General features: G+C 48.1%; 8 protein-coding genes and 1 tRNA gene. 6 read left to right on the top strand and 3 right to left on the bottom strand.

Going from position 1 to position 12,519, the window contains the following annotated elements; translation table 11 throughout:
* The 6 genes from IQ270_RS22980 to IQ270_RS22955 form a co-directional block, all read left to right on the top strand.
* Window positions 1-348: PilN domain-containing protein (locus IQ270_RS22980; protein WP_193975519.1), on the top strand; the 348-nt coding region annotated here is incomplete at its 5' end.
* Entirely contained in the window at window positions 345-1,148 is an 804-nt protein-coding gene (locus IQ270_RS22975) for a pilus assembly protein PilO (protein WP_193975518.1), read from the top strand. The genes IQ270_RS22980 and IQ270_RS22975, both read left to right, overlap by 4 nt.
* A 464-nt stretch (window positions 1,149-1,612) precedes the next feature.
* Window positions 1,613-4,060, top strand: a complete 2,448-nt coding sequence (locus tag IQ270_RS22970; protein ID WP_193975517.1) for a type IV pilus secretin family protein — start codon at window positions 1,613-1,615, stop codon at window positions 4,058-4,060.
* 567 nt (window positions 4,061-4,627) lie between these two features.
* Window positions 4,628-4,918 carry an HU family DNA-binding protein gene (locus IQ270_RS22965; protein ID WP_193975516.1) on the top strand — a complete coding sequence of 97 codons (291 nt, stop codon included), beginning with the start codon at window positions 4,628-4,630 and terminating at the stop codon, window positions 4,916-4,918.
* 16 nt (window positions 4,919-4,934) lie between these two features.
* Window positions 4,935-6,245, top strand: a complete 1,311-nt coding sequence (locus IQ270_RS22960; protein ID WP_193975515.1) for a histidinol-phosphate transaminase — start codon at window positions 4,935-4,937, stop codon at window positions 6,243-6,245.
* A 451-nt stretch (window positions 6,246-6,696) separates the two neighbouring features.
* Window positions 6,697-8,172, top strand: a complete 1,476-nt coding sequence (locus IQ270_RS22955; protein WP_193975514.1) for an NAD(P)/FAD-dependent oxidoreductase — start codon at window positions 6,697-6,699, stop codon at window positions 8,170-8,172.
* Window positions 8,173-8,561: 389 nt separating this feature from the next.
* Here the strand turns inward: IQ270_RS22955 and IQ270_RS22950 are convergent, their stop codons facing one another.
* The 3 genes from IQ270_RS22950 to IQ270_RS22940 form a co-directional block, all read right to left on the bottom strand.
* Window positions 8,562-8,936: a hypothetical protein gene (locus IQ270_RS22950; RefSeq protein WP_193975513.1), complete on the bottom strand. Its 375-nt coding sequence runs from the start codon at window positions 8,934-8,936 to the stop codon at window positions 8,562-8,564.
* 373 nt (window positions 8,937-9,309) lie between these two features.
* Window positions 9,310-9,396, bottom strand: a tRNA-Ser gene (locus tag IQ270_RS22945).
* A 61-nt stretch (window positions 9,397-9,457) separates the two neighbouring features.
* Window positions 9,458-12,073: a ComEC/Rec2 family competence protein gene (locus IQ270_RS22940; protein WP_193975512.1), complete on the bottom strand. Its 2,616-nt coding sequence runs from the start codon at window positions 12,071-12,073 to the stop codon at window positions 9,458-9,460.
* Window positions 12,074-12,519 lie beyond the last annotated feature (446 nt).

Below are 12,519 nucleotides of genomic sequence, written 5' to 3'. Positions count from 1 at the left end.
GTACAAATTTCAGGGATGGCCAGTACCTTTGCTCAAGTTAACGACTTTATGCTGCTCATCCAGCGCTCTCCTTTCTTCCTCGACACCGATACCAAACTGGTAGCGGCCACATTAAAAAACAACCCCACACAATTACAAGTGCGAAACCCAAGCGCATCAGCAGCAGAACTTCCCAAACTGCGACCGGTGGTGGAATATAAAATTGAAACAACACTCAGCCCGACAGGAGCTTCCGAATTGCTCCCCGAACTGCGGAAAAAGCAAGCAGACGGACTAGCAATACGGATAGAAACACTTCAAGAAAAAGGGATGCTAGAACCACAAAAAGGAGAAGTGAAAAAACCATGACAGTATCAAATGAGTTTATTCCCAGCGGCGGACAAGCAGAAGAGACAGGGGGTCAGGAAATATTCGGCATTAAGCTGACACCCCAAGTCCAAGCCATAGCCATCGCGGTTCTCGGGCTGGGAGTTGCCGGCTACCTCGGCTACCAGTTCGTACTCCCAGAATGGCAAAAAAGCAGCGAATTAAATCAAAAAATTCTCGAAAGCAAGCAAACGCAAGTGCAATTGCAGGCTCAAATTCAAAAAAAGGCAGAAGCAGAAGCCAAGCAAGAAGAAGCAAAACAGCGCCGCGCCCAGGTGACGGCAATGTTTGCCAGCGATGCGAGTGCCAACACGCTGCTGCTCGACATGACCCAACTGGTTAATAAAATTAACGCCGGGGTGCAAGGAGACGACCTCAAGGCTAAAATTACCAAATTTGAGCCGGATGTCCCACCTGCTGCTGCAACTGCCGCGCCGGGAGCTCCAGACCCAGATATTCTGAGCGACACGTCCTTTGGGCCGTCCCTGGCCGGCAAGCTCAGACGCAAAAAATATAAGGTAGAGTTTGAAGGCAATTTTGCTCAAACCCGCAATTTTATGCGTAACTTGGAGTTGATGCAGTCGCTGTTGGTAGTGAGGAATTTGAAGTCTGAATTGCTAGCATCAAATCAGGCGATAGAAATCGATTTTTTGAAAGGGAAAATAGTCCCAGTGGAGCAGCCGCAAACAAAAATTAAAACGGCTTTTGACTTGCACGCGCTGCTGCCGTTAAAAGAAGAAGAAAAACCGCCAACTCCGGTTCCAAGTCCGGCTGCTAAATAGCAGTATTTTTGGGAAGACAGACTGATTTTTTATAAGGTGACTGTTGCGGCAGAAGGTAGAAGGCAAAAGGGGAGCATCTGATTTTTAGTAAAGCATTTTTTTCGTTGGGCGATCGCGCGAGAGTTCGCAAGTTTTCAATAATCGCTGTTCGGAAAAAATCGCCAAACTGGGAGGCTCCCGGCACAGGGTTGAGAAGTGAAGATTGAATGAAGAATTCAAAAAGACAGGGAAGGGTAGAAAAAAAGTTTTTTCTGCACCGATCAAACAATTAGAATCGCTGCCTAAATCTGGATAAATTCTTCATTCAAAAAAACTCGAACCGTTGCATATTTCATATCGTTTGCGGTTGTATCGGAATCATAAAATCGAGTCAACAGTTAACAGCCTACAGTCAACAGTCAACAGTCAACAATCAACAGTCAACAGTCAACAGTTAACAGTTCACAAAGTGTAGAGGAATGAACGTGAAACAGCATCTACGGTTAAGTGGAGGACTCTTAAGCAGCGTTGCTGGAGTTCTGATCGCGCAAGCCCCGGTTTCGGCAGCGCCGACTCAAGTCACAGGGGTGCAAGTAAGTCAAGCCAATAATGGGGTAAATATTGTCCTGGCTACGGAAAAGGGCGATCGCCCGCAAGTTTTCGCCATCAACAGCGGCAATACCTACCAAGCCACAATTACCAACACCAAGCTCCGCTTGCCCCAAGGCAACAGCTTCCGTCAAGATAACCCCGCTCCGGGCATTTCCTTAGTAGAAATCACCCAGGTAGAGGCTAACAGCATCCGCGTTGTAGTAGCAGGCACCAACGGAGTGCCCAACGGACAAGTGATGCCCGGACAAGGCCAAAGAATCGTCCTCAGCGTTGCCGGACAGGGCGGGACGGCGCAGTCTACCCAAGCTGCAAAGCCTGCACTGCCAGCGCTCAACCAAACCCAAACTTTGCCTCCGCCTCCTCCGGGACTGCCGCTGAGCCCAACAGCTCCCCGACCGGCTCCCCAAATCCGCACGTCACAAAATCCAGACGTGATGCTGCCAAATCCCGAAGTTACTGTTACTAGGAACGATCGCCCGCCCTTACCCAGCGAAATTCAGTCTCAGACCAATCAGGCACCGCCTTTCCAACCGCGGGCTGTCGCCCCGCCCTTGGGAGATATCGCCGTGTCTAACATCGCTCCGGGTACGGGAAATATTGAGCTGAGTTCGGGAGAGCGCATCCCCCGCTTGGTGCTGCGGGATGCTCCAGTCCGGGACGTTTTGGCTCTGCTCGCCCGCGCTGCGGGATTGAACATTGCTTTTACAGGCGGCGGCACGCCTCAACCGGGTCAGCCCGCAGTGCCTGGTCAGCCGGGAGCCGGCGGTGCCGATGAAGGGCCGAAGATTTCCTTGGATATCGAAAATGAGTCGGTGCAAGATGTTTTTAACTACGTGCTGCGGATCAGCGGGCTGCAAGCGAACCGCGTGGGGCGGACGATTTTTGTGGGCACTACTTTGCCGATCGACTCGCGTAATATTATTGTTCGGACTCTGCGGCTCAATCAAGTTAGGTCTACCGATGCAGCTAACTTTTTGAGCGCTCAAGGGGCGGAAACTCAACTGCCGATTACTCGGGTGACTATCCAAACCGTGGGCCAGGGAAATGCGGCGCGGGATGTGGAAATTCGGGAACCGGATATTAAGGCGATCGGCGCTAGGGACGGCAACGGGCCGCTGTTGCTGAGGGGACTGTCGGTGCTGGCGGATGCGAGGCTCAATTCGATCACTTTGGTGGGCGATCCGCGCAAGGTTGATCTGGCGGTAGCTTTCTTGACTCAGCTAGATTTGCGCCGCCGTCAAGTGGCTGTCAACGTTAAGGTGATCGATGTCAACTTGTCGGGAGCCAACGACACCAACAGCAGTTTCTCTTTCGGAATTAATAACAATTTCTTTGTCAATGATGGGGGAGTAGCAAGTCTCAATTTTGGAGGCTTGCGGCCCGCTAGCGAAGGAGATGTCAACAGCGCAAACAACCGATCGACTCCGCCGATCGTCACCAACCCGATCGGAGCTGTGACTCCAATCTACGATCGGAGCGGCAATTTAATCAACGTGCCTCTGACAGGGACTCCTTCCTACGATCGAAATGGCAATTTAATCAACGTGCCTAATAGCGGCGGGGTGTTCCTCCAACCGAGAGCAACTACTAGTGACCCAGCACGAGTTGGAGTTGATACTTACGAGCCTGGACCTGGCGGAACGGCGGAGTTCGCCCTGTTCCCGCTGTTGCAATATCCGAGGAGGTTCTTGTCGGCTTTGCGGGCAACTATTCAGACTAGGAACGGCAAAATCCTCACCGATCCGACTCTGGTGGTTCAAGAAGGAGAAACGGCGAATGTAAATATTACTGATGAGGTGATCAGTAACATCACGCAGCAAACGCAAAGTACCGGAAATACAAGTACCACAACAACCACGGCTGTTAAAGATAGGGCCGGTTTGCAGTTGGGGGTGGCGATCGATCGGGTTGACGATAATGGCTTTGTCTCTCTGCGGGTGAACCCGACTATCAGGACACCTGGCAGCATTGTAGACTTGTCCACGGGCGGGAACGTCAATCGGATTAGTCTGCTGGGCGAGCGATCGCTGCAATCGGGGCTAATTCGCCTGCGGGACGGTCAGACTTTGATTCTTTCGGGGATTATCCGCGACGAAGAACGGATTGAAGCGAACAAGATTCCGATTTTGGGCGATTTGCCGATTATCGGTTCGCTGTTCAGGAGAACGAGCAAGACGAACCAGCGGGCGGAGTTGATCGTGTTGCTGACTCCGCAGATTTTGGATGATAGCGACCGATCGAACTTTGGCTACCAAAACAACATCAGTCCCGACGCGCGCCAGCTCTTGCAGCGCAGTCAGCCCGTTCAACCGAGGCAGTAGTCAGTTGGCAGTTGGCAGTTGGCAGTTGGCAGTTGACTGTTGGCTGTTGACTGTTGACTGTTGGCTAGGGACTTAAGTCCCTGGCGGTTCTGGCCAGAAAGGGGAAAGGAACAAAGGAACAAGGAAAAAAAAAATTCCTTGAGCCCTTGACAAATGACATTTTATTCTTTTTATTTCTCCTTTTTTTCTGCTCTCAAATACACGGAGGCGAGAAATCTGCTCTCTAAAGTGGTATTTTTTTACTTAATTTTGGGTATGAATTATAAAAAATTGGCCAGTTCCATATAAATTAAAGGTTCCACCGATCCATAACGGTCGGCAAGACTTTAGAATAATGCAGTGAAAATTAGATGCTGTGGGGTTTTCAGCAATTAGAAACAAAAATTCCTTTTCTGACCAATTACCCTAGGGTAATTGGTATTCATCAGGAGTTGTTAATTGGGGCAGCGGACAGGAGCGATCGGGAACAACCCAAATCTCCGAATCCAAACTCCAATGCAGTTTCCACTCACAGCTAATAGTTGAACTCTGTTTAACGTATTTTACAAATCCCAGAAGGAGTTCGGAATGAACAAAGGTGAATTGGTTGATGCAGTCGCGGAAAAGGCTAGCGTGACGAAAAAACAGGCAGATGCCGTTTTGAGTGCAGCTTTGGAAGCAATCATGGAAGCTGTCTCCGAGGGCGACAAGGTGACGCTGGTCGGTTTTGGCTCGTTTGAGTCGCGGGAACGCAAGGCCCGCGAGGGTCGCAATCCCAAAACGGGCGACAAGATGGAAATCCCGGCAACCAGAGTTCCTGCTTTTTCTGCAGGGAAGTTGTTTAAGGACAGAGTTGCACCGCCGAAAAACGCCGAATAACAAGGCAAACTGAGTCTTGATTAGACCTGTACACGGTGGGAATTTAGCTTGGGCAGCAGCATTGGCAGGCTGCCCTGCTTCTGCTATTCTCGATTTTTCTGCGAGTATCAGTCCTTTGGGCCCTCCTGAGTCGGCTCTTGATGCGATTCGATCGCACCTCAGCAGTCTGACGGCTTACCCCGATCCGGACTATGGAGAGTTGAGGGCTGCTTTGGGTGAGGCGTTTCATGTTGACCCGGATTGGGTTTTGCCGGGGAATGGTTCGGCGGAATTGTTGACTTGGGCGGCTTGGGATTTGTCGAAACTAGAGGCGACTTATTTGGTGACTCCGGCTTTTGGCGATTACTGGCGGGCTCTTTCGGCTTTTGGCGCGCAGGTGCTGAAGTGTCCTTTGGATCTCACATCTTGCACCGTTGTCAAGAACGGGCAAGATGCTGGTGAAGCGAGAGTCGAAAACGGGCAAGATGCCCGTTCCACAAGAGATCAATTTTATTGTGGAACAGGGATCTTGCCGGTTCCCAAACAAGTAATTGAGCATGGTTCAGCTTCTGGGTTGGATCTTAAATCGTTGGACGCTGGGGCGGGGAACGGATTGGTAACCGATGATTTGTCGGTTTCTAACCCTTCCTTTGTCTCTCCTGCTTTGTCTCTCCCGGTTCCTCTGCTTCATGCCAATCGACGAGGTTTGCTACTCAACAACCCGCACAATCCGACGGGTTTGCTGTTCGCTAGGGAGGCGATTGAGCCTTATTTGGAGCATTTGGCTTTGGTGGTGGTGGATGAGGCTTTTATGGACTTTCTACCGCCGGAACAACAGCAAAGTTCGATCGCTGCTGTTGAGAAGTTTCCGAATTTGGTGATTTTACGATCGCTCACTAAATTCTATTCTCTGCCGGGACTGCGGATCGGATGTGCGATCGCCCATCCCGATATCCTCCGCCGCTGGCAGTTGCAGCGCGATCCTTGGCCTGTGAATGCTTTGGCGGAGGCTGCGGCGGCTGCTGTGGTGCGAGATACTGCTTTTGAGCGACAAACTTGGGATTGGCTTCCTGTGGCTCGCCAAGAGTTGTTTGAGGGTTTGGCTGATTTGCCCGGTTTGCAGCCTTTTGCGGGGGCGGCTAATTTCTTGTTGGTTGAGTCGTCGCTGTCGGTGGCTGCGATTCAAAAAAGTCTTTTGGAAAAATACCGGATTTTGATTCGCGATTGTTTGAGTTTTCCTGAGTTGGGCGATCGGTTTTTTCGGGTGGCTGTTCGATCGAGGGCGGACAATCTGCTGCTGATTGCTGGACTTAAAGAAGTCATTAGTCAGTTGGCAGTTGGCAGTTGACAGTTGGTTGTTGACAGTTGACAGTTGACAGTTGGCCGTTTTCATATTTTTTCCGGTTGTATCGGAATAATATATTTGGATCGTATCAGCGCGAGCGAGACGCGAGCGCTACATAATTTCGATAAGCTGTCGCGCAAATAAACATTGCATATTCAGGGCGGGCGGGACGCTCAACCCCTATTTATCACAAGAGTTTTATTGTTTTTTACATAAGATTTAAATGCCGCAACAGCTTACAACCGGATTTGATATCAGTTGACAGTTGACTGTTTACAACAAATAAAAAATTAAAAAAACTAACAACTAACAACTAACAACTAACAACTAACAACTAACAACTAACAACTAACAACTGACAACTAACAACTAACAACTGACAACTAACAACTAACAACTAACAACTAACAACTAACAACTAACAACTGACAACTAACAACTGACAAATTTATTTATGCTTGAGTATGATTTAGTGATTATTGGTGGAACTGCGGCCGGACGCTATGCTGCTTTGACTGCAACTAATTTCCCGGCCCGCGTTGCTTTGGTGGAACCGCTAACCAAATCGCCAGATTTGCCGACTGGGGGGAAAGTGTCGATCGACCAGGGTTTGAGATACAGCCAAACTTTGAGCGAGGCTGCTCGTTTTACCCGCCAGATTGGCCACCAACAGTTTGGGGTTCGCCCGGATGTGGCTGATTCGTCAGCGCCGATCAAATTGCGGTTTGACGGTGTGTTCAATTGGGCTGAAGGTGTTGTTTCTAATTTAGAAGAAATTGACGATCTCGGTGTTTTGGCTGCTCGGGGTGTTGATATTATTTTTGGTAGCGGCGAGTTTGTGGCGAAACCGCAGTTGGCTTTTGTTGCGGGCGATCGTTCGTTGCGATCGCGCTGTTATTTGTTAGCTTGTCCAACTTTGCCGACAATTCCCAATATTGAAGGACTTTTGTCTGCTGGCTTTTTTACTTCGGAAACTGTCGCCCAATTGGCCAAACTTCCACAGTTACCTCACAGTTTGGTGGTAGTCGGCGCCGATCCCAGCGGGGTGGAAGTGGCTCAAACTTTTGCTCGATTAGGGGTCGCTGTGACGCTTGTGGTGAAGTCGTCGCGCATTTTGGCCAAAGAAGACCGGGAGGCGGCTGGCTTGGTTCAAGCTGCAATGGAGGCGGTGGGAGTGCGTATTCTGACTGCTACTGAGGTGACTCAAGCGAGGGTGATTGATGGTAAAAAGTGGATTCAAGCTGGACGTGCGGCGATCGAAGCTGAGGAGATTTTTTTGGCTGCTGGTCGCGGACACAATTTTGCATCGTTAAATCTCGAAGCCGCTGGGATTAAATTTAACAATCAAAGGTTGATTTTAAATGAAAAGCTGCAAACAACTAATTCGCGCATTTATGCGATCGGCGATGTTGCTGGAGGTTATCCGTTCCCTCATATTGCTAATTGCGAAGCTGCGGTTGCTGTGAAAAATGCTTTGTTTTTGCCGCTGTTTCAAATAGATTATCGCGGGGTTCCTTGGGCGATTTTTTCTGACCCGCAGTTGGCGAGGGTTGGTTTGACTGAAGCGCAAGCAAGGCGACGTTTTGGAGACGATTTGATTGTTTGTCGGGAATATTTTAAAAATATTGAAAGAGCTCAAATGTGCGGGGAGACAACTGGTTTTTGTAAGATTGTTGGGCGCCGCAATGGGGAGATTTTGGGAGCGAGTATTGTGGGGCCGCAAGCTGTTGAGTTGATTCATGCGATCGCTCTGGCTGTCCGTCACGGGATGAAGGTTGAGGCGATCGCCGAACTTCCTTATATTTGGTCGAGCTTTTCGGCAATTAGTGGTCAAACTGCTGCTAGTTGGCAGTTGCAGCGCTTGGGTAGCAATACTTTTATGCAGAATTTGTGGGAGAATTTGTTTCACTGGCGCAGGTATTGGAAGTGAAAAAATTGGCAATTGGACATTGGGACTTATGCGCGGGTGGTTAGAAACCGAGTTTTTGCTGAGAAGATTCGTTACAGCCTGCAGATTGGTGAAAAACTCGGTTATGAAGGTTTTGATGCGTAACGATTGTTTATGAATGATTTAACCGCAGAGGCCGCAGAGAGCGCAGAGTCAGAGAAGAGAACCCAGATTCTGCACTTGTTAACACAGTCAAAAGTATTTTGACCAGAAAACCTCATCCTAGGAGTTTAACCTCAAAACTATTCTCAATAATTAAGCGCTATTGATAAAAGATAAACACTTATTAACAAAGATTCATATTTCTACCTATTAGCGGAATGCTTGTCTACAAAAAACTACAGCCATTTTTTACATAAAAATCCCCAATGTTAAAACCTGCGGAATCTGGGTTTTAGCACCTGTTTCGCTTGCCTAACTTGTTGAGCCAACTCTGATAAAATCAGTTTCATGCCGATCGCCCTTCCCCTCGCTAAATTTCCAGCTTCCGTCTTCCCAATTTCATAAGCTAAAAATGCTTGTTGTTCGGCTTGTTGTAATTCTTGCTGTTTGCTATCGTATCGATCTTTGGCGCACTGGTATGCTGCCATTTGGGTCGATCGATCTATAGATAAAAGCGATACTCGATCGACTTCTGGCTCAACTGTACGGACTGCTTCAGCCAAGAATTTCCAGATTTGGTGCAAAATTTCGATGAACGTTCGATCGGCTTTACCGTTGAATAATCTATAGGTAATTGTTTTCATATCGAATTTCCGGCTAGCAACATAGTGCCAATAGATGAGAAACACAGATGTCCGCAGAATAGAAGTTTATCTGTGCTGCGATCTGCTGATGCAATTATTATCAATAAAATGTTTTGTACAGTCAATTCATAAATTCATTTCTTGAATTCATAAAAGTCATAGTCTTGGAATTCACGATCGTCAAATTTGAGGGTAAGCGGGAATGCTTCGCCTGTAGTGAAGACTTTAGTCCTTACAATCGAAGGACTAAAGTCCTCACTACGAACCTTTTTTATGATGTCAATCGATCGGACATGATATAAGTCCCGTTACCAAAAAACCCAGTTTCTTTAAGAAACTGGGTTTTTGAATGCCCTACAAGTCGATCGCTAAACGGAGAGGGTGGGATTTGAACCCACGTTAGAGTCACCCCTAAAGCACATTTCGAGTGTGCCGCATTCAACCGCTCTGCCACCTCTCCAATTGACGCTTAGATGGAAGCTAAAATTATCTTACCGCACAATGCGCCGCGTTGTAAATCTTTATAGAAAAGAAGTTTCATTTTCTTCAGATTCCAGAGTCGTCTTAAATCCCGTACCGGGAGCCCATTGAAGGGCTCCGTCGCGCCCTGTCCAGAATATCTGGGTTTTGCTTTGGTGCAGTTTGGCTGCGGTTTCTGGGTCGATTTCGTCAGCAGAGGCGATCGCCACTTGCGGCCTCACCGCATCCAATAACTCGGCTGTCAGGGTTGTTCCCGACCACCACAGCACTTGAGCCGGCTTCAATGTTCCCGTTGCTGCTAATTTTTTTTGTGCTTCTGGTGTCATTTCACCCACGAGTAACCAAGTTCGATTACCCACCAGCAATTCTACCACCGGGATTTCCGCATTTACAAACTGCAACCGCATGGAACCGAGATCGATTGTGCTGTTAGTTTCTACAGGTAAGTAAGCGCCTTGGCGAGACTCCACAGCCGTCATAAATTCCCGATCGCTCCCGCGGTGAATTTGTTTGGGAGCCTTGTTATCATAAAATGTGTTTATTGGCAAGCGTTCTATTAATTTTCCCCAACCACCGCTCAAACCTAAATGACCGTGAGTGGCGATCGCAAAATTCACAGAATTAACTCCTTGCTGCTGCAAAAAAGGCAACACCGTAAACCTCACAGTATTTTCATCACCGCTATTAATTAGCGCCACTTTTCCCCGGTCTTGAATCACTAAAACTGGTTCGCCCGATGTCGCCAGCAAAGTAACTTGAAACAAAGATGATTGAACGTACCAAACTGGCAAAACTACGATCGCAATTCCCGTCACCATCGCCACCGGTAAAATCCAAACCGCAGAAATACGCAACGCAAAAACTCGACTTTTCCCTTTCTTCTCTCTCCCCTTTGCCTGATTTTTCTTCCTTCCTACTTCCTGCTTCCCTGTTTTTTCTCCCTTCCTTCTTCCATCCGTTACATCCTTTACATCAGTTACAAAATCCGTTGCCGAACTTCCCCCCAGCCAAACCCAGCAGATTAAACTGTAAAGTGCGATTAACTGAAACACGGATACTTGACCGACAGCTACCGAATTACCTGGCAATTGCGAGAAATATTGGGCGATCGCAATTAACCATTTCGCCGGATAGTCCAACCCTTGAGCTAAAATACTCCCAACCGGTGGCAAAATCAATCCAGCAAAAGCGCTAACCATCCCGCCAATACTCAAAATCCAGAGTAAAGGAGCGGCAATAATATTGACTAAAATACTGTAAGGTGATACCACACTAAAAACATAAAGTAGCAGCGGCAGCACCCAAACAGAAGCGGCGATCGGAACCACCACAATTGAAGCGATCGCCGGCGGCATCCAGTCCAACTTTGCCATCAGCGGCGGCACTGTCACAACTAATCCCAAAGTCGCTAAAAAACTCAGTTGAAAACCTAAATCCCAAATCCACAAAGGGTTAACTAGCAGTAAAATAGTAGCAGCGATTAACAGCAATCCCAAGGGCTTAACTTCGCGGCTCAACACCAAAGCAAATAGTGTGCCAAATCCCATCAATGCGGCGCGGCATATTGAAGCTTCAAATCCTGTTAATCCGACGAGTAAAAATAAAGCGCCGACTCCAAAACCAAATTGTAACTGTTTGGAAAAACGCCTGGTTAAAGCTATGACTAAACCCAAAACCATCGAGACTTGAGTGCCAGAAGCTGCGATCGCGTGGGCCAATCCAGCTTGCACAAAATAGTCGCGGATGTTGTAAGGTAAATCTACTGCTTGTTTGCCGAGGGCGATCGCACTTATCAGCGGGCCTTCGGGAACATTTAACTGAGATAGTTGCGATCGCACGATCCGCATCCGCATCGCTTGAATGTACGATGGCTGCATCCCAGCGGGTTCCCAGAAAGCAGCCGTTTTGCTGTTAACTCGATTGACATCGGCGATCGCATTTTCTCTCCTCCAGTCAATCTGACGCGCTTTGAGCCCTGCAAAAGCTCCTTCTCTGGCTAAATATGCTCGAAAATCAAAAGCCCCCGGATTCGATGGCGGCTGCGGTTTGTACAGCGAGCCCACAACTGCGATCGTATTGTCGGCGTACAAGCCCGTTGCTTGCAGCAGAGGCAGTGTAACGTAGAGTTTGCCTGATACTGGGCGGTTGACGACTACTCCAGCTTCACCGCCGTTGATTTGGCTAACTAAATCTGTGTTCAGCCAAAATTGCGATCGCCCCGATCGAGTCAATCGAGGCGTACTCACAACTCTACCGCGAACTGTCACCACCACTTCTTGAGTGTTTCCCACCGCCGGAATCAGCTTGCTGATGTCATTAATTTTCGGTTGGGGCGATCGAACTGTTAAATAAAAGCTACCTAGAAATGCCAGCAAACCCGCCGCTGCCCACACCCGTTTCCCTCTCGGCAGCATCTTCAAAAAACTCAATTCTTCCCTCATCTCTAAGGGTTCTTCCAGAGTTTTTTTTGGGGTTCTGGTGCGTCTTTTTTTAGTAGTTTTGAGAGATTTCCTAGTATGCTTTAACAACAATTTAGGCATCGCGACTGCCACCGCTATTCCCAAAACTAATATCGCGTATCTACCCCAAAAAACTCCTGTAGAAATCAATCCCAGAATGTAGGCAAGACAAAAAATGACACCCGTTGCTTGATTCATTAATTAGAAACTCATATCAATTCCGGTAACACCGGAATGACTGTTTGCTGTTGACTGTTTGCTGTTGACTGTTGACTGCTGACTGTTGACTGCTGACTGTTGAGAGTTTGAACAATACCGATGCAACCGGAAACGATATCAGAGGGGAATATTTCAGGGAAACCGATGCGGGACTTCTCAACTCCTTACCAAAGAAACCGGGTTTTTCAACCGGGGTAAAAAGCTAAACGCCGTGTATTTAGCTAAAAAACCCGGTTTCTGGCTACCCCTGCGTAAGTTATGGCAAAATTTATTTTTTTACATTCTTTCCCTTCCCCGAACCGCTTAGAAAAACCTAGGCAAACCTAGGTAAGCTCTGCGGTATAAGCTTTAAACGTTCTTTCTTAGCGCTTACGCTTCCTCTCAGGTCGAGGTTGACCAAGAAACTCCAGTTAGAAACGCTATAA

The sequence above is a fragment of the Microcoleus sp. LEGE 07076 genome (genome assembly GCF_015207455.1).
In the GTDB taxonomy this organism is placed as follows: domain Bacteria; phylum Cyanobacteriota; class Cyanobacteriia; order Cyanobacteriales; family Microcoleaceae; genus Microcoleus.
The sequence above is the reverse complement of the archived record's forward strand: the minus strand, read 5'-3'. Positions and strand labels throughout refer to the sequence as shown.

Bases quoted from the DNA above. Each gene is read 5' to 3' on its own strand.
- IQ270_RS22975 (WP_193975518.1), top strand. From the start codon at position 345: ATGACAGTATCAAATGAGTTTATTCCCAGCGGCGGACAAGCAGAAGAG.
- IQ270_RS22965 (WP_193975516.1), top strand. From the start codon at position 4,628: ATGAACAAAGGTGAATTGGTTGATGCAGTCGCGGAAAAGGCTAGCGTG.
- IQ270_RS22940 (WP_193975512.1), bottom strand. From the start codon at position 12,073: ATGAATCAAGCAACGGGTGTCATTTTTTGTCTTGCCTACATTCTGGGA.
- IQ270_RS22955 (WP_193975514.1), top strand. From the start codon at position 6,697: ATGCTTGAGTATGATTTAGTGATTATTGGTGGAACTGCGGCCGGACGC.
- IQ270_RS22950 (WP_193975513.1), bottom strand. From the start codon at position 8,936: ATGAAAACAATTACCTATAGATTATTCAACGGTAAAGCCGATCGAACG.